This is a genomic window from Mycolicibacterium peregrinum, from assembly GCF_001665625.1.
GTDB lineage: Bacteria > Actinomycetota > Actinomycetes > Mycobacteriales > Mycobacteriaceae > Mycobacterium > Mycobacterium peregrinum_B.
On the sequence record NZ_LZSY01000081.1, the window covers coordinates 1 to 23,757 of the forward strand.

Annotated in this window: 22 protein-coding genes and 1 pseudogene; 14 read left to right on the top strand and 9 right to left on the bottom strand. The window is 65.9% G+C overall.

The annotated features are described in order from the left end of the window. Positions 1-143: 143 nt before the first annotated feature. Positions 144-725, bottom strand: coding sequence for a VOC family protein (locus A5779_RS10555; RefSeq protein ID WP_064881562.1), 582 nt, complete (start codon positions 723-725; stop codon positions 144-146). Positions 726-876: 151 nt separating this feature from the next. On the opposite strand from A5779_RS10555, the gene A5779_RS10560 reads away from it, so the two are divergent. From A5779_RS10560 to A5779_RS10585, 6 genes are all read left to right on the top strand, one after another. After that, positions 877-1,506 (top strand): TetR/AcrR family transcriptional regulator, encoded by a 630-nt coding sequence (locus A5779_RS10560; RefSeq protein WP_064881564.1) that lies wholly within the window; start codon positions 877-879, stop codon positions 1,504-1,506. Continuing rightward, entirely contained in the window at positions 1,503-2,630 is a 1,128-nt protein-coding gene (locus A5779_RS10565; RefSeq protein WP_064881566.1) for an alpha/beta hydrolase family protein, read from the top strand. Before A5779_RS10560 ends, A5779_RS10565 begins: the two co-directional genes overlap by 4 nt. Beyond that, positions 2,606-3,595, top strand: coding sequence for a 2-hydroxyacid dehydrogenase (locus tag A5779_RS10570; RefSeq protein WP_082941633.1), 990 nt, complete (start codon positions 2,606-2,608; stop codon positions 3,593-3,595). Before A5779_RS10565 ends, A5779_RS10570 begins: the two co-directional genes overlap by 25 nt. An 85-nt stretch (positions 3,596-3,680) precedes the next feature. Continuing rightward, positions 3,681-5,876 (top strand): acyl-CoA dehydrogenase family protein, encoded by a 2,196-nt coding sequence (locus tag A5779_RS10575; RefSeq protein WP_064881568.1) that lies wholly within the window; start codon positions 3,681-3,683, stop codon positions 5,874-5,876. Between the two features lie 163 nt (positions 5,877-6,039). Further along, positions 6,040-6,294: a hypothetical protein gene (locus A5779_RS10580; protein WP_330220066.1), complete on the top strand. Its 255-nt coding sequence runs from the start codon at positions 6,040-6,042 to the stop codon at positions 6,292-6,294. Between the two features lie 18 nt (positions 6,295-6,312). After that, positions 6,313-6,624, top strand: coding sequence for a hypothetical protein (locus A5779_RS10585; RefSeq protein ID WP_064881571.1), 312 nt, complete (start codon positions 6,313-6,315; stop codon positions 6,622-6,624). Here A5779_RS10585 and A5779_RS10590 read toward each other — a convergent pair. The 3 genes from A5779_RS10590 to fadD2 all read right to left on the bottom strand — a co-directional run bounded on the left by A5779_RS10590 (position 6,621) and on the right by fadD2 (position 10,109). Next, on the bottom strand, positions 6,621-7,481 hold the full coding sequence (locus tag A5779_RS10590) for an SDR family NAD(P)-dependent oxidoreductase (RefSeq protein WP_064881572.1): 861 nt from the start codon (positions 7,479-7,481) through the stop codon (positions 6,621-6,623). The genes A5779_RS10585 and A5779_RS10590 overlap by 4 nt on opposite strands. Positions 7,482-7,528: 47 nt before the next feature. Further along, a complete protein-coding gene (locus A5779_RS10595; protein WP_064881573.1) occupies positions 7,529-8,311 on the bottom strand; it encodes an SDR family NAD(P)-dependent oxidoreductase in 783 nt (260 codons plus the stop codon). Between the two features lie 124 nt (positions 8,312-8,435). Then, positions 8,436-10,109 (bottom strand): long-chain-fatty-acid--CoA ligase FadD2, encoded by a 1,674-nt coding sequence (gene fadD2 / locus A5779_RS10600; RefSeq protein ID WP_064881574.1) that lies wholly within the window; start codon positions 10,107-10,109, stop codon positions 8,436-8,438. Positions 10,110-10,163: 54 nt separating this feature from the next. Between fadD2 and ligD the strand changes: the two genes are divergently transcribed. Next, the gene (ligD, locus tag A5779_RS10605) at positions 10,164-11,408 is read left to right on the top strand and encodes a non-homologous end-joining DNA ligase (RefSeq protein ID WP_064881623.1); all 1,245 of its coding nucleotides are present in this window, start codon (positions 10,164-10,166) and stop codon (positions 11,406-11,408) included. Here ligD and A5779_RS10610 read toward each other — a convergent pair. Further along, positions 11,378-12,208, bottom strand: a complete 831-nt coding sequence (locus A5779_RS10610; RefSeq protein WP_064881575.1) for an alpha/beta fold hydrolase — start codon at positions 12,206-12,208, stop codon at positions 11,378-11,380. The genes ligD and A5779_RS10610 overlap by 31 nt on opposite strands. A gap of 107 nt (positions 12,209-12,315) precedes the next feature. Here A5779_RS10610 and A5779_RS10615 point away from each other — a divergent pair, with 107 nt between their 5' ends. From A5779_RS10615 to A5779_RS10630, 4 genes and pseudogenes are all read left to right on the top strand, one after another. Beyond that, entirely contained in the window at positions 12,316-13,050 is a 735-nt protein-coding gene (locus tag A5779_RS10615; RefSeq protein ID WP_064881576.1) for a (Fe-S)-binding protein, read from the top strand. Next, positions 13,047-14,512 (top strand): annotated as a pseudogene (locus tag A5779_RS10620) (LutB/LldF family L-lactate oxidation iron-sulfur protein). The gene A5779_RS10615 and the pseudogene A5779_RS10620 overlap by 4 nt, the downstream one beginning before the upstream one ends. Next, positions 14,509-15,150 (top strand): LutC/YkgG family protein, encoded by a 642-nt coding sequence (locus tag A5779_RS10625; protein ID WP_236734723.1) that lies wholly within the window; start codon positions 14,509-14,511, stop codon positions 15,148-15,150. The pseudogene A5779_RS10620 and the gene A5779_RS10625 overlap by 4 nt, the downstream one beginning before the upstream one ends. A gap of 128 nt (positions 15,151-15,278) precedes the next feature. After that, on the top strand, positions 15,279-15,728 hold the full coding sequence (locus A5779_RS10630; protein ID WP_064881579.1) for an STAS domain-containing protein: 450 nt from the start codon (positions 15,279-15,281) through the stop codon (positions 15,726-15,728). Positions 15,729-15,901: 173 nt separating this feature from the next. Here the strand turns inward: A5779_RS10630 and A5779_RS10635 are convergent, their stop codons facing one another. Next, the gene (locus A5779_RS10635) at positions 15,902-17,281 is read right to left on the bottom strand and encodes a DUF1254 domain-containing protein (protein WP_413784907.1); all 1,380 of its coding nucleotides are present in this window, start codon (positions 17,279-17,281) and stop codon (positions 15,902-15,904) included. Between the two features lie 103 nt (positions 17,282-17,384). After that, entirely contained in the window at positions 17,385-19,724 is a 2,340-nt protein-coding gene (locus tag A5779_RS10640; RefSeq protein ID WP_236734724.1) for an arylsulfatase, read from the bottom strand. A 153-nt stretch (positions 19,725-19,877) separates the two neighbouring features. Between A5779_RS10640 and A5779_RS10645 the strand changes: the two genes are divergently transcribed. From A5779_RS10645 to A5779_RS10655, 3 genes are all read left to right on the top strand, one after another. Next, positions 19,878-20,894 carry an AraC family transcriptional regulator gene (locus A5779_RS10645; protein WP_064881583.1) on the top strand — a complete coding sequence of 339 codons (1,017 nt, stop codon included), beginning with the start codon at positions 19,878-19,880 and terminating at the stop codon, positions 20,892-20,894. A gap of 165 nt (positions 20,895-21,059) precedes the next feature. Then, on the top strand, positions 21,060-21,410 hold the full coding sequence (locus tag A5779_RS10650; protein WP_064881630.1) for a heme-binding protein: 351 nt from the start codon (positions 21,060-21,062) through the stop codon (positions 21,408-21,410). Further along, positions 21,407-21,724 carry a hypothetical protein gene (locus A5779_RS10655; RefSeq protein ID WP_064881585.1) on the top strand — a complete coding sequence of 106 codons (318 nt, stop codon included), beginning with the start codon at positions 21,407-21,409 and terminating at the stop codon, positions 21,722-21,724. Before A5779_RS10650 ends, A5779_RS10655 begins: the two co-directional genes overlap by 4 nt. A gap of 2 nt (positions 21,725-21,726) precedes the next feature. Here the strand turns inward: A5779_RS10655 and A5779_RS10660 are convergent, their stop codons facing one another. Together A5779_RS10660 and A5779_RS10665 are read right to left on the bottom strand one after the other, a co-directional pair. Next, positions 21,727-22,938, bottom strand: a complete 1,212-nt coding sequence (locus A5779_RS10660) for a CaiB/BaiF CoA transferase family protein (protein WP_064881631.1) — start codon at positions 22,936-22,938, stop codon at positions 21,727-21,729. 59 nt (positions 22,939-22,997) lie between these two features. Further along, positions 22,998-23,738, bottom strand: a complete 741-nt coding sequence (locus A5779_RS10665) for an SDR family oxidoreductase (RefSeq protein WP_064881587.1) — start codon at positions 23,736-23,738, stop codon at positions 22,998-23,000. Between the last annotated feature and the right edge of the window lie 19 nt (positions 23,739-23,757).

Below are 23,757 nucleotides of genomic sequence, written 5' to 3' on the forward strand. Positions count from 1 at the left end.
TGACAATGCGTGTGCGTCGGCCGAGTTGGCCGCCAACATTGTCACGCCAGCGTGGCCGTCGAACCCGACAGCCACTCTGGCGTGACAATGGCAGGCCAGGCGGCCCGGGCGGGCGTGCGAGACCGGGCCGGAGCTGGCCGGAGCTAACTGCCCGCCGTCACGGGCGGACGACGGTCGGCGGCCGTCTTGGGCGGCGTCTGGGCGTCGTTGTCCGTGAATTCCTTGGTCCAGCAAGCGAATTCCAGGGTGATGCCGTCCGGGTCGAGGAAGTAGAACGACCGGACGTAGACACCGGGGTGCACCGTGGCCGAAGCCTGCATGGGACTGTCGTCGTGGTTGAGCACCGGGCCGACGCGAACACCCTTGGCCTTGAGCTTCTGCCGGTACTCGTCGAACTTCTCGGCGGGCACATGCAGGGCGATGTGGTTCAGCGAGCCGGTGGCGCTGACGAATTCGCCGATGCCGGGAATGGCGGCCGGCGCCGAGATCCCCGGCACGCCGTCGGGGGCGTCCCGGAACCAGAAGAACGCGATGCAGTCACCGTTGCCGGCGTCGAAGAAGAAGTGCTGCCCCATGTCGCCGGGCAGGTCGAGCGACTTGATCAGCGGCATGCCGAGCACGTTGGTGTAGAAGTCCACCGTGCGCGCCATGTCCGCGCACACCAGGGCCACGTGGTTGATTCCGCCGAACTCGAACTCCGAGTTGGGATTGTTGGGCTTGATCACGTCGACATACCTCCGGGGCGAACGCGCCAAGGACTGGCGCTGCGGCGAATCTGAATCTAACATCAGATTCAGATGTGATCAATGATCGTGCAAGATTTCCCGGCCCGCCGGGAGACGACATTTCCCGGTGCCGCCGGGAGTGAGGAAATCCGTGACCGTCAGTCCCCGCACCCCGTTGCCGACCGCGCGCGGCCGCCAGACCCAGTCGGCGATCGACAATGCGGCCCGTGCGGTGATCGCCCGCAAGGGCATCCTGGCCACGACGATCTCCGACATCGCCTCGGAGGCAGGCCGGTCGGCCGCCTCGTTCTACAACTATTACGCCTCGAAAGAGGCCATGGTTCGCGAATGGGCTCTGCGATTCCGCAACGAGGCCCGCGAACGGGCCCTGCCCGCGACCGCGCCGAATCTGACCAACCGGGAACGCTGCCACCAGGCGGCTTCCGCACACTGGATGACCTACCGGCACCGCCTCGCCGAGATCATCAGCGTCTCCCAGATGGCCATGATCGACGACGACTTCGCCGAATACTGGGACGAGATCTGCCAGCTGCCGATCGCCATGATCACCGAGATGGTCAAACATGCTCAGCAGCAAGGGTTCTGCCCCGATGACGACGCCCACCTGACGGCCGTCGCGCTGGTATCGATGCTCAACCAGTTCTGCTACACACAACTGTCCGGCGGCCGCGACGCCGCCGCCGACGACACCGCCTGCATCACCACCCTGGCCAACGTGTTCTACCGGACCATCTACCACGAGGAGACCCCGCGTTCATGACTACAGCGTCACCGGAAGTGGTCCGCGAGTTCATCGGGCTGGAATCCCCGACCGCCCAGCGCGCCGGCGCCGGCGGATACCCATGCCAGGGCCTCTACTACCGCGGCGCGGGACACAAACCCAAGGTGGCCGTGATCGCCACGCACTATCAGATCGACTTCTCCGAGCACTACATCGCGGACCACCTGGCGCGCAGGGGCATCGGCTTCCTCGGCTGGAACACTCGTTTCCGCGGCTTCGAGAGCAGCTTCCTCTTGGACCACGCACTGGTCGACATCGGGGTGGGCGTGCGCTGGCTCCGTGAACAACAGAACATCGAAACCGTTGTCCTGCTCGGCAACTCAGGCGGCGGATCGCTGATGGCCGCCTACCAGTCCCAGGCCGTCGACCCGAACGTGCTGCCGCTGGAGGGCATGCGGCCGGCAACCGGCCTGACGGACCTCCTACCCGCGGACGGCTATGTGGCCAGTGCGGCCCACCCGGGGCGCCCAGATGTGCTGACTGCGTGGATGGATGCCTCCGTCGTCGACGAGAACGACGCCGTCGCCAGCGACCCCGAGCTGGACCTGTTCGACGAGCGCAACCCGGCGCCCTTCTCGGCCGAGTTCGTGGCGCGCTACCGCGCGGCCCAGGTGGCCCGCAACGAGAAGATCACCGACTGGGCCGAGGCGGAGCTCAAACAGATTCAGGCAGAAGGCTATTCGGACCGTCCGTTCACGGTGATGCGTACCTGGGCCGACCCTAGGATGGTCGATCCGGCCATCGAGCCGACCAACCGGCAAGCCAATCTCTGCTACGCGGGGACACCGATCAAGGCCAACCGGTCGGCTCGCGGCATCGCCGCGGCCACCACAGTGCGGAACTGGATCGGCATGTGGAGCCTTCGGCACGCCCAGACCCGAGCAGAGCCGCACCTGGCCCGGATCACCTGCCCGGCCGTGGTGATCAACGCCGACCAGGACACCGGGGTGTACCCGTCGGACGCCAAACGCATCTTCGACGCGCTGGCGAGCACGGACAAATCTCAGTTCTCGATCGACACAGATCATTACTTCACCACTGCCGGCGCACGCGACGAGCAGGCCGATACCATCGCCGGATGGATCGCGAAGCGGTGGCGGTGAACCCCGGCCGGATCAAGGTCCTGGCCCACTTCACTCCCGGTGACAAGGTGCTGGATTTCCTTGCACCTCATCAGGACTGGCTCGACGTGACGTTCTGCGCCGAGGACGACGACACCACGTTCTACCGGGAGCTGCCGTCCGCCGAGGTGCTCTGGCACGTGCTACGCCCGGTGTCCGGCGACGATCTCCAGCGTGGTCTGCGGCTGCGGCTGGTGCACAAGCTCGGCGCCGGGGTGAACACCATCGACGTCGACACCGCCAGTCGACTGGGCATCCTGGTGGCCAACATGCCCGGGGCCAATGCCCCTTCGGTGGCCGAGGGCACCGTGCTGCTGATGCTGGCCGCATTGCGTCGGTTGCCCGAGCTCGATCGCGCCACTCGGGATGGCAAGGGCTGGCCGTCGGATCACAGCCTGGGCGAGACCGTCCGCGACATCAGCGGGTGCACGGTGGGCCTGATCGGCTACGGCAACGTCGCGAAGCGGGTCGAGAAGATCGTCATCGCCATGGGTGCCGAGCCGGCACAGGTGCTGCACACCAGCACGCGCGATACCGGTCACCCGCGGTGGCGCAGTCTGCCAGACCTGTTGGCCGCCAGCGATATCGTCTCGCTGCATCTCCCGTTGACGGAGGCCACCCGGGGCCTGCTCGACAAGGCGGCCCTGGCGTCGATGAAACCCGGTGCCGTCGTCATCAACACCGCACGTGGGCCGATCATCAACGAGCCCGCCCTGGTGGAGGCGCTGGGTACCGGACAGCTGGCCGCAGCCGGCCTCGATGTGTTCGCCGAGGAGCCGGTACCGCTCGGCAACCCCCTGCTGGAGCTGCCGAATGTGGTGCTGACACCGCATGTCACCTGGTACACGGCGGACACCATGCGGCGGTATCTGACCATGGCGGTGGACAACTGCCGGCGCATTCATGACGGCGAGCCGTTGGCCCACGTAGTTAACGGGGTGAGATAGGCCGCCGGAGTGGCGCCGGTCACGCCGGGGTACCCTCGGCCCAACCGACCGGTTAATAGATGTACGCCCCGGATGGAGGAACCGCATGCCTATTGCGATCACGTCTGAGCACAGCGACCTGGCCGATTCGGTCCGGTCCCTGGTGGCGAGAGTGGCGCCCTCGGAGGTGCTTCACGAAGCGCTCGAGACCCCGATCCCCAATCCCCCGCCGTACTGGAAAGCCACGGCTGAGCAGGGGCTGTTGGGCGTTCACCTCTCGGAATCCGTTGGCGGACAAGGTTTCGGCATCCTCGAACTGGCCATCACACTGGCCGAGTTCGGCTACGGCGCGGTCCCCGGGCCCTTCGTGCCGTCGGCGATCGCCAGTGCACTGATCTCGGCCGGCGACCCCGAGGCGAAGGTCCTGAGCGGCCTGGCCTCGGGCGAGACCATCGCGGCCTACGCCATCGACTCCGGTCTGACCGCGACCCGCCACGGTGACGGCCTGGTGATCCGCGGCGAGGCCCGGGCGGTGCCCTCCGCAGCGCAGGCTTCGATCCTGGTGCTGCCCGTCGCGATCGAGTCCGGTGTCCAGTGGGTGGTGCTGGACGCCGCCCAGCTCGAGATCGAGCCGGTGCGCTGCGTCGACCCGTTGCGTCCGTTGGCCCACGTCCGGGCCAACGCCGTCGAGGTCGAGGCCGACCAGGCGTTGACCAGCCTGAGCACCGCCCACGCCCGCGCACTGATCACCACACTGCTGTCGGCCGAGGCGATCGGTGTCGCGCGCTGGGCCACCGACACCGCCACCGCATACGCGAAGATCCGCGAGCAGTTCGGCAGGCCGATCGGGCAGTTCCAGGCGATCAAGCACAAGTGCGCCGGGATGATCGCCGACACCGAGCGGGCCACCGCCGCCGTCTGGGATGCGGCCCGGGCGCTCGACGACGCGCAGGAAGACCCTTCTGCGGAAACTCATTACGAGTTCGCCGCCGCAGTGGCCGCCACGCTGGCGCCCGCTGCCGCACAGCACACCGCCCAGGACTGCATCCAGGTGCACGGCGGGATCGGATTCACCTGGGAACACGACACCAACGTCTACTACCGGCGTGCTCTCGTGCTGGCTGCCTGCTTCGGCCGGGCCTCGGACTACCCGCAACTGGTGGTCGACACGGCGACGGCGACCGGGATGCGGCCGGTCGACATCGACCTCGATCCGGACACCGAGAAGCTGCGTGACGAGATCCGCGCGGAAGTCGCTGGGCTGAAAGCTATTCCGAGTGGCGCCGAGCGAAATACCGCGATCGCCGAGGGCGGTTGGGTGCAGCCGCACCTACCCAAGCCGTGGGGCCGCGCGTCGGAGCCGATCGAGCAGATCATCATCGCCCAGGAATTCAGTACCGGCCGCGTGCGGCGGCCGAACATGGGCATCGCGTCCTGGATCATTCCGTCGATCGTGGCGTTCGGCACCGATGAGCAGCAGCAGCGGTTCCTGCCACCGACGTTCCGCGGCGAGATGATCTGGTGCCAGCTGTTTTCCGAGCCGGGTGCCGGTTCTGACCTGGCCAGCCTGACCACCAAGGCCACCAAGGTCGACGGCGGCTGGCGGATCACCGGACAGAAGATCTGGACGACGGGTGCGCAGTTCTCGGAGTGGGGCGCCCTGCTGGCGAGAACCGAACCAAGCGCGCCAAAACACAATGGCATCACGTACTTCCTGCTGGACATGAAGTCACCGGGCGTCGAGGTGAAACCGCTGCGCGAGCTGACCGGCAACGCGATGTTCAACACCGTGTTCATCGACGACGTGTTCGTACCCGACGACATGGTGCTCGGCGAGGTCAACCGTGGCTGGGAGGTCAGCCGCAACACGCTGACCAACGAGAGGGTGTCGATCGGCAGCAGCGAGCCGCCGTTCTTGGCCAACCTCGACCAGTTCGTGGCCTTCTTACGGGACGGGCAGTTCGACCAGATCGAGCAGAACCGCGCGGGCCAGCTGATCGCCGAAGGCCATGCCGCCAAGGTGCTGAACCTGCGATCCACGTTGCTGACACTGGCCGGCGGGGACCCCATGCCGGCGGCCGCGATCTCCAAATTGCTGTCGATGAAGACCGGCCAGGGCTACGCCGAGTTCGCGGTGGCCTCCTTCGGCACCGACGGCGCCGTCGGGGACCCTGAGCAGGAATTCGGCCGCTGGGCCGAGTATCTGTTGGCCAGCCGCGCCACCACGATCTACGGCGGCACCACCGAAGTTCAGCTCAACATCATCGCCGAACGCCTGCTGGGCCTGCCCCGCGATCCGTAACCCTGTTTGCGCGACCAGACGTAGAACTGCCTCTTTTCGCTGGAAAAGGGGCAGTTTTGCGTGTGCTCGGCCGGTGACTCGAGTGCTACCGTCGAAATAGACGGCTACCAGAAACGGTTGGCACTCAACGATGAGAACGTCAGTACAGCGCATCCTGCGCCCCGTGGCAGTGGGCGCAGCGGCAGTCGCGGTCGTCATCGCGCCGACGGCCGTATCGGGGCAGGTCTCCGCGGAACCTGCCGAGATTCAAGCTGAGCCATGTGTAAACGGGGTCATCCCGTGGAACCCGTACGTCGTGAACTGCAATCTGCAACCCCGACCGCCGCGGGTGCGCGGGTCGGCTCCCGATGCCGGCGCCATCATCGCGTGCCGCGGCCGGCCGGGTTGCCTGGCCTGGTACATCAACGGGCCGCCGTGACGAATGTGAGCCGAAGATATGGGCAGCGATGAAGACGATGTCGAAAAGCGTTGGCACAACCCGGAAATGTTCCGATCCGCGGTGGGCTACGTGGTCGCCGTCGTTGTCGTGGCAGGCTTGGCGCTGACGTTCTACGCCTTTGACCACTCCGTGCTCTCGGCCGCGCTGGTGCCCACGATCACCTTCGTCGGCGGGCTCGGGGCGTTTATCCGGACCTACCAGGTGTGGAAAGCCGAGGGCACCTGGCCGATCTGGCAGGGCGCAGGGTGGTTCCTGCTGGCGTTGTCGTTGGTATGCCTGGCCGTGCCCGGCACCGCGATGCTCTCCTAATGCCCCTTGTTGAGCTCTGCTTGCACCGCACGGCTTCGTTCGAGCGCCGTTTTCGCGAGGCGCAACGACAGCCGCGGTGACAGCCGCTCCAGATACCAGAACAACTTCCACCACGCGGGCACGATGATCATCGCGTCGCCCCGCATCACTGCCCGCACCACACGCTCGGCGAAAACGTCAGGATCCATGGGCCGCAACGGCTCCCACACCTTCTTGACGAAGTCTTCGTCGGTGACGCCGGGGCCCTTGAGCCGGCCGTACTTGCCACCGCTGAGAATCGGTGTCCGGACGACTCCGGGGCACAGCGCCGAAACCAGCACGTTGTGACGCTCGGCCTCGACGCGCAAGGTCCGCGAGATGGCCACGACGGCATGCTTGGTGGCGGAGTAGCTCGCCTGACCCGCACCGGTCATGAGCCCAGCCATGGATGCGGTGTTCACGATGTGGCCGCTGTGCTGCCGGATCATGATGGGATAGACCGCCTGGATGCCGTGCACGACACCACGCAGGTTCACGTCGAAGACTTCGTTCCAGTCGTCCAGCGTGTACGAGTCGATCTCGCCGCCGACCCCGATTCCCGCGTTGTTGAACAGGTAGTCGATGCGGCCCGACCGCTCCGCGATCGTGGCGATCGCGCGCTCGAACGAGGCAAAGTCGCGCACGTCGAGTTCGATGGCGTGCGCTGTTCCGCCACTGACACCAAGCTTGTCGGCGAGGTCCTGCGCCACATCCTTCTGCCGATCGGCTATCCACACCTCAGCGCCTTGGCCGGCCAGCCTGGCCGCGAGCGCCGCGCCGATACCCGATGCACCACCGGTGATCACGGCGACTTTTCCCGATACGCTCTGCGCCCCCATGGCCGCAGAATACGTTCGATCTCGCGGCCCCGCCGGAGGTTGAGTTTCTAGGGCAGGATCGAGTCGACGTATCCGCCGTCGACGCGTAGCGCTCCGCCGGTGGTCGCCGAGGCCAGGGGCGACGCGAGATAGGTCACCATGTTGGCGATCTCGTCCGGCTCGATCAGGCGCTGGATCAGCGACTGCGGCCGATGCTTGATCATGAACTCCCGCTGCGCCTCGTCCCACGGCAGCGACTTGTCGACGAGCTGGTAGACGAAATCCTCGACGCCCGCGGTATGGGTCGGCCCGGCGATCACCGAGTTCACGGTCACGCCGGTACCCGCAGCTTCCTTGGCGAAACCACGCGACACCGCGAGCAGCGCCGTCTTGGATACGCCGTAATGGATCATCTCCGCCGGGGTGACAATTGCGGAGTCACTGGCGATCTGGATCGCCCGGCCCCAGCCGCGCTCGGTCATGCCCGGTAGGTAGCTACGGATAAGCCGCACGGCTGCAAGCACATTCACGTCGAAGTAGGTGCGCCACTGCTCGTCGGTGATCTCCATCGGCGGAACCGCCCCGAAGATGCCGAGATTGTTCACCAGGATGTCGACGTCGGGCAACTGACGCAGCAGATCGGCAGTTCCCTCCTCTGTCGAGACGTCGGCGGCAACACCCAGGACGTCGAACTCGCCCAGTTTGGCGACGGCCTCATCGACGCGGGCCGACGTACGACCGTTGACGGCGACGCGGGCACCGCTACGTGCCAGTTGCTCGGCGATGGCCAGCCCGATGCCTTGCGTCGAGCCCGTGACGAGTGCGGTCTTTCCGGTCAGTTCGATGTTCACAAGGAGCTATTACCTCCGGTCGGACCGAACTATTCCTCGTTCGGCAAAGACAACACCGGCGAGCAGACGCTCCGGTGCCCGGAAACAGGCATTTCGGGGTACCGACACGTCTGCTCGCCAGGATTCATTCGAGGTCGCGGAGTTCCCGCTTGAGGATCTTGCCGGTCGGGTTGCGCGGCAACTCGTCGAGGAACACCACCTCACGCGGCACTTTGTAGCGCGCCAGATGCTCTTTGACGTAGGCCTTGACCGTGTCCTCGTCGAGGCTGGCTCCCTCGGCCTTGACCACGAAGGCCTTGAGCCGGGCACCCCATTCCTTGTCCTCGACACCCAGCGCGGTGGCCTCGATGACGTCGGGATGTCCGCTGATCAGATCCTCGACCTCGGCCGGGAACACGTTCTCGCCACCGGAGACGATCATCTCGTCGTCGCGACCGCTGACGTAGAGCAGGCCGTGCTCGTCGAAGTATCCGACGTCGCCCGACGACAGCATGCCGTCGATGATCTCCTTGCCCCCGCCACCGGTATATCCCTTGAACGGGAAGGTGTTTCGCACGAAGATGCGCCCCACCTGCCCCGTCGGCACCTCCTTGCCGTTGTCATCGATGATCTTGACGGTGATGCCCTTGACCACCGGTCCGACCGTCGACGGATTGATCGACAGATCCTTGGGGCGCGCGATGCTGGCGAAGGCGATCTCGGTCGATCCGTACAGGTTGTAGATGACCGGCCCGAGCTCTTTGAGGGCGCGGGATGCCAGTTCCGCGCCGAGTTGGGAGCCGGAGACGAACACGATCCGCAACGACGACAGATTGGGTTTGGGCTGCATCTGATCGAGATGGTCGAGCATGCGCGAGAGCATCACCGGCACCACCACCAAGCCGGTGACTCCGTGCTTCTCGACGTCTTCGAACACGGTGGCCGGCTTGAACCGGCGACGGAGTACCAGCGTGGAGCCCAGCATCATCGCGATGGTGGCGTGCAGGAACCCGAGCGCATGGAACATCGGCGCGGGCAGTGCGGTCACCTCACCGGCCTTGAACGGGACGTGGGACAGCACTCCCCCGATCGGCGCCAGTGACGGCGGAGCGGCCCGGTTGGCGCCCTTGGGAGTGCCGGTGGTGCCGCTGGTCAGGATGATGATCGCGGGATGTTTGGTGGCCTTGGGTGCGGGACGGCCGTTGCTGCGTGCGATGACGTCGGCCAGCGTTTCATCGGTGCTGCCTGACGGCATTTCCGAATCGGGGTTGACGCCCAGCGCCCGCAGTTTGCCCAGTGCCGGTTCGGCGTGTGCCACGGCAGCGGTGTACTCGTCGTCGTAGATGATCACCTTCGCGCCCTCGCGCGCGGAGACCTCTTTGATCTGCGGCCCCGAGAACTCGGAGTTCAGCATGATGATCCGGGCTCCGACCCTGGCTGCACCGTATTGGGAGATCAGGAACCAACGGTGATTGCGGGCCAGGATGGCCACTCCGTCCCCACCGCGCACGCCCATCGTCAGCAGCTCGTTGGCGACCGCGTGCGCGGCGGCATCGAGCTCTCCGAACGTCAACTCGCCCTCGTCGTCGATGACCGCGACACGGTTGGGGTGCCGACGCGCATTGAGGGCGGGGATCATGCCGATCTCGCCCCAGGTCCGGATGTCGTTGAGCATGGCCGCGATGTTCTGCGGGGGCTCCAGCCGCAGCGCCCCCGCCTCGAACATCTTGCGCGCGTAGTGCAATTCGGCCGCGCCACGCTCCGCGTACTGCTTGGCTTTCGCGGTCAGGTTCGCCGGCAGATCAGACAGACTTGGCATGTCGCCACAATAAGTGACGTCTGTCGCACCGCGGGCGGTAACTACCATGTGGTCATGGCCGGTGCAGAGTCGCTGGAGATCGACGGCCTCGAGGTGGCCGTCAGCAACCCCGACAAGGTGGTTTTCCCTGATGCGCATGTCACCAAGCTGGACCTGATCAACTACTACCGATCAGTCGCCGACGGTGCACTGCGTGGTGTCTACGAACGCCCGATGATCCTCAAACGGTTCGTCAAGGGAATCTCCACCGAAGCCATCTTCCAGAAGCGGGCGCCGGAGAAACGGCCGGACTATGTGGACGTCGCCGAGCTCAAGTACCGGTCCGGCACCTCGGCCAAGGAAGCGGTGCTGCGAAACACCGCGGGACTGGCCTGGGCGGTGAACCTCGGATGCGTCGATTTCAACCCCCACCCCGTGCGCGCCGACGATCTCGACCACCCCGACGAATTACGGGTCGACCTCGACCCGATGCCCGGGGTCGGCTGGTCGCAGATCGTCGATGTCGCGCAGGTGGCCCGCGAGGTGCTGGAGGAACACGGCCTGACCGCGTGGCCCAAGACGTCGGGCTCGCGCGGCTTCCACATTTATGCGCGCATCCACCCGCGGTGGCCGTTCACCAAGGTGCGGCTGGCTGCCGAGACGGTGGCTCGTGAGGTCGAGCGACGCGTCCCGGACATTGCGACGGCGCGCTGGTGGAAGGAAGAGCGGGGCTCCCGGGTCTTCGTCGACTTCAACCAGAACGCCAAAGACCGCACGGTGGCCTCCGCCTATTCCGTGCGGGCCACCCCCGATGCCCGGGTGTCCACCCCGCTGCGCTGGGACGAGGTCGACGGCTGCCGCCCCGAAGCCTTCACGGTCACCACCGTGCCGTCCCGGTTCGCCGAGATCGGCGACCCGTGGGAAGGCATGGATCTAGCGGTCGGCGAGCTGGACGCGCTGCTCGCGCTCGCCAAGGAACTCGGCCCGGCGGAGAAAGCCCCGAAGGGCACGTCTCACGATGGACGACGACAGTCGAGCATGCCGCTGATCGAGATCGCCAAGACCAAAACCAAAGACGAAGCCATGGCGGCACTGGACGTATGGCGCGAGCGCTATCCGGCGGTGGCGGCGCGGCTCGAACCCGTCGACGTCCTGCTCGACGGCATGCGCGGGCCGAGCTCGATCTGGTACCGGGTGCGGATCAACCTGCAGCACGTGCCCGAGGCCGAGCGCCCACCGCAGGAAGAGCTGCTTGCGGATTACAACCCGTGGGAGCACTACCGCGGTGCTCAGTGGCCGCCGGATCGACACCGCGACTGATCGGAAACCACCTGAATCAGCAATTCAGCAGTGCCTTCTGGTGATTCGACGTGGAAGTGGTGGCTGCCCAGATCCACGGGCACGATGTCGATCCGGTCGCGGTAGCGTTCGATTGCTTCCTGCCTGATGAGTGAGCGCACCGCAAACAGCGTCACCGGCTCTCGAACGTCACCGAGCGCGGCGTCCATGTCCCAGTCCACCAGGCCCTCGATAGCGCGCAGACCGGCCGGCTGGCGTACAGCCGCCATCTTCGTGAAATAGGCGTTCGTACGCGCCGGGTCGGTGCCCTCGGGCGATCCTCCCTCGACCATGCCCCGCGTCGCCGCATCGAAGTCGTTGTAGAAGGGCTGCAGCACCGCCCGTGCCTGCCGTTCGTCCTGGGCCGGATACAGCGACAGGTAGTGCAGGCCGTCCAGCGCAACGACGTGCGAAACCGCGGCGGGCAGCAACCGTGCGGATTCGACCGCTACCGCACCGCCGAGGGAATGTCCGACCACGACGACGCTGTGCGCAGCCTCGGCGGTCAGGACTGCCACCACGTCACGGCCGAACTCCTCGATCGTCCAGACCTCGCGCGCCGAGCGAGATTCGCCGTGCTCGGCGAGATCGATCGCGATGACGCGGTACCGGTCCGACAGGAAGCCGGTGACGGCGTCGTAATCGGTTCTGTCACAACCCCACCCGTGAATGAAGGCGAACGTCGGCCCGTCGGACTGGCCGGTGACCGTGTATCGGATCGTGGTGTCGTGTGGACGCTGAACCTCGCGGACCGCAGGTGCAGCCTCGCCCGTTGCCGACATGCTGGCCTTTCACTCTCCGACCGCGTTCCGCGGCCACGCCGAACAACAGCCGCCCGCGGTTACGGATTCCCGGCATATTGTGGATACGTCACGGTTTAGGAGTGTGCATGCGAATCGCCCTGTTCGCGACCTGCCTGGCGGATGCGATGTTCCCACCTGCGGCGATCGCCACGGTGCAGTTGCTCGAGCGCCTGGGTCACCAGGTGGTCTTCCCTGCCAGCCAAACCTGTTGCGGCCAAATGCATGTCAACACCGGCTATTTGCAGGAGGCCACCGCGCTGGTGCGCAATCACGTCGAGTCCTTCGAATCCGCGAATTGCGATGCCATCGTCGCGCCGTCGGGATCGTGTGTGGGGTCCGTCCGTCACCAACATGCGATGGTGGCCCGCCGCGCCGGCGACGAGAGCCTGGCCACCCGTGCCGACCGCCTGGCCGAAAAGACCTATGAGTTGTCCGAACTGCTGATCGACCTGCTCGGGGTCGACGACGTCGGCGCCTACTACCCGCACCGCGTCACCTATCACCCGACCTGTCACTCACTGCGCATGCTCGGGGTGGGCGACAAGCCTCTGCGCCTGCTACGCAACGTGCAGGGACTCACTCTTGTGGAGCTGCCGGAAGCCGAATCCTGTTGTGGATTCGGCGGAACATTCGCCATCAAGAACTCGGACACGTCCACGGCGATGCTGGCCGACAAGATGGCCCACATCCTGGCGACCGAGGCCGAGGTGTGCAGTGCCGGAGACTCCTCATGCCTGATGCACATCGGTGGCGGCCTCAGCCGGCTGCGCTCCGGGGTACGCACCGTGCACCTGGCCGAGATCTTGGCGGCCGAAGCATGACCACATTCCTGGGCACCCCCGGCGTCGGCAACCTCCGCGGCGACGAGTCCTTTCCGAAAGCCGCGCGCACCGCGCTGGCCGACTCCCAACTGCGTCGCAACATCGGCCACGCCACCCACACCATCCGGACCAAACGGTTGGCCGCCGTGGCCGAATGCGACGACTGGGAACAGTTGCGCGCCGCGGGCAGCGCCCTCAAGCAGGACGTGATGGCGCGGTTGCCCGAGTTGCTCGAGCAGCTCGAGTCCAACGTCACCCGCCGGGGCGGCGTGGTGCACTGGGCCCGCGACGGCGAGGAGGCCAACCGCATCGTCGCCGACCTCGTCCGCGCCGCCGGATCCGACGAGGTGGTCAAGGTCAAGTCCATGGCCACCCAGGAGATCGGCCTCAACGAGTACCTGGAAGCTCACGGCATCGCCGCTTTCGAAACCGACCTGGCCGAGCTGATCGTGCAGCTCGGCCACGACAAGCCCAGCCACATCCTGGTGCCGGCCATCCACCGCAACCGGGCCGAAATCCGCGAGATCTTCGACCGGGAGATGCCCGACGCGGGTGAGCTGACCGATGACCCGCGGGTGCTGGCCATGGCGGCCCGGGCCCATCTACGGCGCAAGTTCCTCACTGCGAAGGTCGCGGTCAGCGGGGCGAACTTCGGTATCGCCGAGACCGGCACGCTGGCCGTCGTGGAGTCCGAGGGCAACGGCCGGATGTGCCTGACGTTGCCGCAGACGCTGATCACGGTGATGGGCATCGAGAAGGTGGTGCCGTCGTTCACCGATCTCGAGGTCTTCATGCAGTTGCTGCCGCGCTCCTCGACCGCGGAACGCATGAACCCGTACACCTCGATGTGGACCGGCGTGCATCCCGGCGACGGCCCCCAGGAATTCCATCTGGTGCTGTTGGACAACGGCCGTACCCGGGTGCTGGCCGACGAGGTGGGGCGTCCCGCCTTGCACTGCATCCGGTGCAGCGCGTGCCTCAACGTCTGCCCGGTCTACGAACGAACGGGCGGGCACGCCTATGGCTCGGTGTATCCCGGACCGATCGGGGCGATCCTAAGCCCTCAGCTCACCGGCACCACCGGTCACAATGACCCCAACGCCAGCCTGCCGTTCGCCTCGTCGTTGTGCGGAGCGTGCTTCGAAGCCTGCCCGGTGCGCATCGACATCCCGACGATCCTGGTACACCTGCGCGCGCGCAGGTGGATCAGGAAAGAGGGGGCATTCCGTCCGGACAGGATCTGGCGATGAAGGCCGCAGGCTGGGCGATGGCCGGCGCGGGCCGGTTCGCATTGGCGGAGAAGGCGCTGGGCGCCGGACGGCTGATCGCCGGACGTGATCACCGCATCTCCGCGCTGCCTTGGCCCGCCTCGAAGTGGACGGCCAGCCGTGACATTCCCGAGCCGCCCGCCGAGACGTTCCGGCAGTGGTGGAACCGGACCCACGAGGGAGGCCGAGGGTGACGGGTCTGACGTCCGAGTCGGCCCGGGCGGCGGTGCTCGGTCGGATCCGCGGTGCCCTGGCCGCGGCACCGCCACCGTCGGTCGCGGTGCCGCGGGACTACCACCGTGAGCCCCTGACCGGCGCCGGTGACGTCGAGCGCTTCGCCGAGGCGGTCGCCGAGTACCGCGCGCGGGTCCATCGGATCGGGGTCGACGCGATCGCATCGACGGTCCTCGAGCTCGTAGGGCCCGACGCAACTGTGGTCATCCCGGCGGATCTGCCGCTCGAGTGGGCGACCGGGCTGACGACGGTCCCCGACGCGCCGACGCTGAGTGTGGAGCAACTCGATCGGGCCGATGCCGTACTGACCGGATGCACGCTGGGAATCGCCGCGACTGGCACGATCGTGCTAGATGCCGGTCCTGGGCAGGGGCGGCGGGCGCTGACCCTGGTGCCAGACCATCACCTCTGTGTGGTGCGGATTGATCAAATCGTCGACACCGTGCCGCAGGCATTCGCCGAGCTGACGGCGGCCCGGCCACTGACCTTCATCTCCGGCCCCAGCGCCACCAGCGACATTGAACTGCAGCGGGTAGAAGGCGTCCACGGGCCCCGAACTCTGGACGTACTGATCGTCGCCGACCTTACCGACGGGTAGGTCCCAAATGTTCTTAGCAAAGCATTAACGCTGGCTCCCAGCAGCCTTATTTTGCCCACTTAGCGTTATGAACAGGTTGACGCGACGGAGCTCAGCCAGAGCTCAGGAAAGACGGCGGGAGGCTGATCATGACATTCACGAACAACACCCCGGCATTGGATCGACACTTTCGGTACGGGAACTCGGCAGTCATCTGCGAGGGCGCATCGATGCGTGCGCAATGCCGCCAGCTGGCGACAGTAGTCACCGTAAAGGGAGACATCGACACCAACAACATCGATCAGATCGCGTCGTATGTGAATCGATTCATCCTTGCGGAGAAGCCATTGGCACTCGATCTGAGTGGCGTGAACAGCTTTTCTCCGCAGGCGATCTCACTGTTCTACGACATCGATGACCGGTGCGGCGCACTCGGTGTGGACTGGGCGGTAGTCGCCAGCCAGCCGGTCGCCGCCGAGATCCACCACCAGGAGGTGGGCGTCCCGCTCAGCTCGTCGGTGCCCGAAGCCCTGCATCACTTCGCCGAAGGCAATACGGCACGCCGCCGGTTGCTGCCCCTGCTTACCAAGAGCGCCTGAGAGAAAGGCCAACACTATGTTGATCGATGTCCGCTGGTTGACCCGCCTGCTTCGTCATCGCCACCGGGCGGTGCGCGTGTAGCTCATCGCTACACCCGATAAAACGAGATGGCTGCCAGACCTGGTCTGGCAGCCATCTCGTTTTTGTTGGCAGTTGCCTGGCAAATCCCTTGTCAGGGAGCCTTCTTCACCGCCGGTGGCTTCCACGAACCGTCGATGATCGACGGCGGGGTCTCCTTCGGCCAGTACAGGCGCAGCATCAGGTTGAACTTGCCGGCCGGTGCGGGCAGCCAGTTGGCTTCCTTTTGCGGACCCGGGTTGTCGCGCTGCAGATAGAGATCGACCGACCCATCCGGGTTGGTGACGAAGGGGTTCCGCTGGCTCAGGGTGTAGCGGTTGAGCGGATTGTCGACGAAGAAGAAACCCTCGTCGTACATCGTCAGTGACCAGAATCCGTTGACGGGCGGAAACTGGCCCTTGTCGAAGTGCAGCGTGTACTTGTTGGCGCCGTCGTAGGTCTGGCCGTCGGTATCGGCTTCCGAAGTCGGGTAGACCGCATCCTGGGGGCGGTTGGCACCGAGGCCGATGGCGGTGATCACCGCACGCTGCAGATAGTCGGTTCCGTACTGACCGGTCTTGGTGGTGAACCGCCAACCGTTGATGTCATCCCAGTTCTTGGCAGCGGCCATGATCTTGTCGACCCCGTCCTTGGGAACCGACTGCAGGGCGGCGGCGACATCGGAGCCGAGCTTGTTGATGTCGAACTTCTCTCCGGGGGCGATGCCGAGCTTGGCCATCTTGTCCACGATCGGCTTGTCGGCCTCGACGGGCGGGTTGTCCTTCATCAAGGTGGCCATCAGATTGAAGTAGTCCTCGGTGCTCAGGTTGTTCACCTGATCGCGAACCGGGGTCTTCATGTCGATGGCCGGATCGACCTTGCCGGCCGGCGGGGTATAGGGCTTGCCGTACGAGCTGAGCGGCACCAACGAGATCTCGTCCTGCAGCTTGTGTACGGCGGCGTAGTCCTCGGGCGTGCCATCGCAGTAGATGCGGCCCAACAGCCATACCGTCGAGGTGGGCGACTTGTACTCCTTGACGCCGGCGGGCAGCGTGCCCTTCCAACCGGGACCGGTGATGGCGTAGGTCTGTGGACCGGTGCCCGTGGTGCGCTTCCCGGGAACCTCGAATACGTTGGTGTAGCCGTCGAGCATCGGGAACAGGTAGTAGCGGTCGCTTGCCTCCGGGAGGCTCAGCACCCACGGCTGATCTTTCACGTCGACAAATCCGTTGACGTACAGCGTGTCCGCGTTGGGCGCCGTGACGTCGCGGAACTGGGCGTTCGGGTACTCACGCATCCGCATCAGCTGGCCCATCGGGGCGCGCGGGGATTCGATCTTCTCGACATTGGTCATGACGCGTCGTGTCATCTCGACGGTGACCAGGGAGTAGCCGTAGACATACGCATCCTGGGCGATGGCCTTGGCCTCATCGGGCGTGAGCTGCCCGGTTTCGGATTGACCGGAATGTTCCGGCGACGACGGCGAGCATGCCATCGTGGCCATCATCAACATCGCGGTGCCGAGCGCAACCAGCCATTTGGCCGCGCGCCAGTCTTTCTTCACGAAATGCCGTTCCTTTCTTGAGGTTTTCTGCCGGTCAGGTGTACGCGACGTGCACGCGGTGAATACGCCCCTCGAACGGGAACGGCGCACGCTCGCGGTAGTCGAGCGACACCGGTGAGCCGAGACAGGTGCCGATGTCGAGGCAGTCGTTGGCGGTGAACAGCAACGGTGCGCTGATCGGGACCTGGCCATCGGCGAGCGTCTCACCGTTGCGCGCAACGGTGATGTCGAGCGGGCCGGCCGGGCGCGGATCGGCGTACTGGGTGGTCACGGTGAGAGTGGCCCGCCCCGGCGGCACCTTGTTCTCCGAGCGGATCTTGGTGCGCGACAAGATGAACAGGTTGTACTCGTAGCAGAGGTAGCCGTCGTCCAGATAGAGCGTCAGCCCGCCGGCCGCCGCACCGAGGGCGTACAGCACCCCGTTCGCGTTGGCCGGGATGTCGACGTCGATGGTGACGACGTTGTTCTTGTTGCCGAGCGCCGGGGCACAGAACTCCGGCATCCGGATGGTGTCGCCCGAGAATTCCCACTCCTTGTATGGCGGGGCGATGCGCAGCTCCGGGTGATAGACCGGCACCCACAACCCACCGCCGATCGGCAACACTTCATTGCGCGCCGCTTCGACCATGAACATCTCTCGCATCTGGGCAAGCTTCTCGGGCTGTTCGGCGGCGAGATCGTGGGCCTGCGACCAGTCTTCGTCGAGGTGGTACAGCTCCCAGGTGTCATTGTCGGGGGTCCAGGTGGCGATCCCGGGCGGCTGGCCCGGTACCCACGGCAGCCGCGGTCCGCGCGCCGAGGCCATCCAGCCATCGTGGTAGATGCCGCGGCTGCCCATGATCTCGAAATATTGGGTCTTCTTGCCGCCGGGCGCATTTCGGTCTCCCAGCGTGCGGGCGAAACTCGCTCCCGCCAGCGGCATCTGAGGTTCACCGTTGACCGTGTGCGGCGGCACGATACCGACGATGTCGTAGATGGTCGGCACGATGTCGTTGCAGTGCAGGAACACGTCCCGCGGGGCGCTCTCGGCGGTGATCTTGGCGGGCCAGCGCACCGCCATCGGGTTGCGCGTGCCACCCAGATGCGACGCGAGCAGCTTCATCCCCTTGTACGGAGTGCTGCCGGCCCACGCCCATGCGGCGTGATACTGGTTGTCGACCAGCGGGGAGCCCAGAACGTCGAGGCCGCCCAGTTCGTCGAGAGCGTCGATGTGCTGACGCACGGTGGTGGGAATCCCGTTCTGCGCCAACAGTTCGGCGATGGTGCCGTTCTGTCCCTCGCCCGACGAGCCGTTGTCACCCCAGATGTAGAGGAACAGGGTGTTGTCGGCATAGCCCAGCGATTCGAGCTCGTCGGTGATGCGGCCGACCTGGACGTCCGCATGCTCGGCGTAGCCGGCGGCAACCTCCATCAGGCGGCGCTGGAACGGCTTCTCGTCCTCGGGGATGTCGTCCCAGGACGCCATCGCCTCGTCGCGTTCGGTGAGGGCACAGTCCTGCGGGATCCAGCCCTTGTCCTTGGCGCGTTCGAAAACCCGCTGCCGGTAGGCATCCCAGCCGTCGTCGAACTTGCCCGCGTACCGGTCAGCCCACTCTTTCATGATGTGGTGCGGGCCGTGCAGACAACCGCTGGCCCAGTACATGAAGAAGGGCTTGTCGGCGTTGAAAGCCTTGTGCCGGCGCAGCCACGAGATGGCGTCGTCGGCCAGATCCTCCGACAGGTGGTAGCCCTCCTCCGGAGTCCGGGGCGGCGGGACGATGGTGGTGTTGCGCACCAGGTTCGGTTCGTACTGAGAGGCTTCACCGGCGAGGAAGCCGTAGAAGTACTCGAAACCCAGACCGGTGGGCCAGTTCTCGAACGGCCCGGCCGCGGTGGTCTCCTCGGCGGGGGTGTTGTGCCACTTCCCGAAGGCCGATGTCGCGTAGCCGTACTGCTTGAGCACCTCGGCCACAGTGGCACTGGACCGCGGGATCTTGCCGGCGTACCCGTCCCAGTCGTTGGCCAGCTCGGCGATCTGGCCGTTGCCGATCTCGTGGTGGTTGCGGCCCGTGAGCAGCGATGCGCGGGTCGGCGAGCACATCGCCGTGGTGTGAAAACGGTTGTACGACACCCCTTCAGCACAGATTTTGTCGAGGGTCGCCGTCGTCACCTCACCACCGAACGTCGAGGGCAGGCCGGGCCCGGCGTCGTCGATGAGCACGATGACGATGTTCGGCGAGTCATCGTGTAGTCGCTTGGGAACTTCCCGCGGGTTGTACGTCGACTCCTGCAACGTGCGGCCCGCGATACTGCCCGATGGGATCGGCGGGAACGGCAAAACACCGCCGTCCGGTAGAGCTGCCGCAACCAACTGGTCACCCTGCACGTCAGACACCGCGCCCCTCTTCTCCATAAGAACTGGGCTGTGCAGCCGACCACTGGTGGGGCAAGCCGCGAAGCCGTTTCACCCCGACCCGGGCATCTACTGTGCAGCAAACTGACAGCTTCTGTCTTGACATTCCGGGACAAATCTTTGACATTGTGGGACATGGCCGTGATCCGGGGCACGGCCCTCACGAATTTTCACCAGCTGGTCACCGAACTCGGTGGGGATAGTCACGCTCTGGTCGATGCCGCCAACATTCCCTACGACGATGTCGGCCGCCATGACCGCTTCATCTCCCTGCCCAACGGGGCACAGATGCTCGAAGACACTGCCGCCACACTCGAAACCCCGGACTTCGGGCGGCGTTTGGCGCTCCGCCAAGGCATCGACATCCTCGGCCCGGTCGGGCTGGCGGGTCGTAACGCCGCCACCGTTGCCGAAGCCTTCCTGATCTTCGACAAGTTCATGGCGGCCTACAGCCCGTCGATCACCGCGCGGGTGACCACACATCTCGACCCGGATCTGCGCCGTTTCGAATTCGAGTACGCCCTGAACCCGGTACCACCGCAAGCCCAGGCCATCGAGCTGTCGCTGGGAGTCACGTTGCAGGTACTGCGGCTGTTCCTCGGCGCCGACTACCGGCCTGTCGCCGTGCACCTACCCCATTCCGCGCTGACGCCCAGCGACGACTATCAGAGCTACTTCGGCTGTCCGCCCAGCTTTTTCGAACCGGTCGCCGGCTTCACCCTGCGCACCACCGACCTGCAGCAGCCACTGCCCACCGATCGACTTGCCCACCAGACCGCGGTCGACTATCTGGCCCAGGTGATGGGTGAATCCAACCCGACCACCAGCCAGCTGGTCCGTAGCCTGGTGCGCCAACTCCTGCCCACCGGGGTGGTCGGCCTGACCGACATCGCCCGTCACATCGGTCTTCACCCGAAGGCCCTGCAACGGCGTCTGCTCGCCGAGAACGCCACGTTCGCCGACCTCGTCGACCAGACGCGGCGCGAGTCCGCTCAACGTCTGCTGCTCGACACCGACCTCAGCCTCGACCAACTCTGCCACCAACTCGGCTATGCCGAGCAAAGTGTCCTCACCCGCTCCTGTAAGCGCTGGTTCGGCACCACCCCGACGGCGTATCGCAATGGCCGCACCGTAGTACCGCCGCGGCCCTAAGGCCGACGCACCAAGACATGCCACGTTCTTGCCGAGCGAAAGATTCGTCGCACACACCCACTCCCACCTGCTAAAGTTCGGCCCGCCGGGCGATGCAATCGGCACCTGCCCACCTCGGGAAGGAGTCCCGCTGTGTCCCGCACACCGATCACCGTGCGCTACGGAATGGTGCCGGCGTTCGCCGCCGGTGCCGTCGGGGTTGTCGTCGGCCTGTCGAGTCCCGTGACAGCAGCCGCCGAGCCGCCACCGCCCAATTGCACGGCCGCCGATCTCGCCGGCATCGCCTCCGGAGTCGCCGCGGCAACCTCCACGTATTTGTGGACCCATCCGGACGTGAACGATTTCTACACAAATCTGCACGGCCGCCCACAGGAAGAAGTGCCGGGTGCCACCAAAGACTTCTTCGACGCCAACCCGCAGGCCCACGCCGACCTGGTCGGGATTCGTCAGCCGCTGACCGACTTCCGCGCCCGTTGCGGGATCAAGCCACCTGATCAGCCTCTAGGACAACGATGAACACCCCAACGTCTCGATCATCATGGCTCCGCGCGGCCACGGTCGCGCTCGCCTTCACCGCGCTGCCTGGCGCCATCGTCCTGGCCGCCCCGGCCGGGACCGCCAACGCCGACGTGTGTGCCAGCGCCGGGCGCCGGATTTCGGTCGGCGGCTGCGTCAACATCGCCGACGCCGTCGCCCCTTATGTTCCGCCGCCGGCCTACTACGCGCCGCTCCCGGAGGACGTGCCTCCGCCACCGCCCCCACCGGGTTCCAACGTCAGCGGCTGCATCGGCTACAACGGCCGGTGGGTCCACGCGGGCGGCTGCAACTAGCCTCAGGCGATCGCGCCCGAGTCTTTGAGCTCTTCGATTCGGTCCCAGTCGAGGCCGAGTTCCATCAGCACGATCTCGGTGTGCTCGGAAGCCTGAGGTGCCCGGGTGGTCTCGAGCGGTTCGTGGTTGAACTGCACGGGCCCGCGCACCACCTTGAACGGCTTGCCGCCGTCACTGGCGTCCACCTCGACGATCATGTCGTTGGCGACAGCCTGGTCGTCCGTGGCCAGGTCGACCAGGCTCTGGAACGGCGCCCACTGACCCTTCATGGTCTTGAGGTGCTGACGCCAGTACTCGAACGGCTTGCTGCCGATCGCCTTCGCGATGAGTTCGACACCTTCCGAGGCGTTCTCGATCAGCGGCAGCACATCGGAGAACCGCGGATCGTCGGCAAGCTCGGGTAGACCGAGATGTTCGAAGGCATCGCGGATGTAGCCGGTCGGGCTGACGATGCACAGGTTGATGGTGCCGCCGTCGGACGTCCGGTAGTTGGCCATGAACGGGTTCACCGAAGTGGCGTCGTCGGGCATCAGCGAGCGCATCGTCTCACCGGTCTCCATGCCCTGCGTGACGCTGGCGCCGGCCGCCCACCACGCCGTGCTCAGCAGTGAGACGTCGATCTCGGCCGTTTCCCCGGTCCGCTCGCGGTGGAACAACGCCGCCGAGATGCCGCCCGCGATGTTCATCCCGCCGATCGAATCACCGAACGCCGGAATGCCTTGGGAAAGTGCACCGTTGATCGCCTCCGGGGTGAGCGCGTGCCCGACACCGCTGCGGGTCCAGAAGGCGGTGCCGTCGAAGCCGCCGGTATCGCGCTCGGAACCTTTGTCGCCGTAGGCGCTGCCGCGGGCGTAGATGATGTCCGGGTTCACCGCCCTGATGTGCTCGACATCGAACTTGTTCTTCTGCCGCTGGGCGGGAAGGTAATTGGTCAGGAAGACATCTGCCGTCTTCGCGATCTCATACAGCACCTCCTGCCCGCCGGGGGTCGAGACGTCGATGCCCACGCTGCGCTTACCGCGGTTGGGGTGCTCGATGAGCGGATGCCGGTTCGGGTCGAGCTGGAACCCGCCCATGTTGATGAACCCACGCTGGGTGTCGCCGCGCACCGGGTGCTCGACCTTGATGACGTCGGCGCCCCAGTCGGCGAGGATGGCTCCCGCCGCCGGCACGAAGGTGAATTGCGCGACCTCGAGCACTCGCACGCCCTGCATGACCTTGATCAACGCGGCTCCTAACCGTCGGACTTACGGTAAGTGTACCGAGACCCGTGTCACAGCTGAATCTGCCCGCCGTCGACCGCGAGCTCCGCGCCGGTCATGAAGCTGCTCTGATCCGAGGCCAGGAACAGCACCGCAGAAGCGATCTCCTCCGGACGGCCGAGCCGCTTCATCGGCACCTGCGAGGCCATACCGTCGAGCAGATCCTGCTTCTGGCCCACCGGTGCCAGCCCAGTCAGCCCGGGAGTTTCGATCGGTCCGGGCACGACAGTGTTGACGCGGATCTTGCGGTCGGCCAGTTCGGCAGCCCACGTGCGGCCGAGCGAGCGAATGGCGGCCTTCGACGCCGCGTACAGGCCGAACGCGGCCACGCCCTCCGAGGCGGCAGTAGAACCGGCGAGGACGACCGAGGCGCCCTCGTTCAGCAATGGCAGCATCTTCTGCACGGTGAACACCGTGCCGGCCACGTTGCGATCGAAGTTGTCCCGGTAGTGCTCTGGGGTGACGTCGGCGAGGGTGGCGAAGTCCCCGCCGCCCGCGTTCGCAAAAACGACGTCGAGCCCCTTGCCGTGCCCACCGATCTCCTCGGCGAGGGCGTCGAGATCCTCGATCTTGCTGATGTCGCTCTGGATGCCGTGGGCGCCGATAGAGGCGGCCGCCGCGTCCAGGCGGTCGCGGTCGCGGCCGGTGATGAAAACGTAGGCGCCTTCGTCGGCGAGCCGCCGGGCGGTGGCCAGCCCGATCCCCGAGGTTCCCCCGGTGACGAGTGCCGTCTTGCCGTCGAGCTGTCCCATGATCGAACTCCGTTCGTAT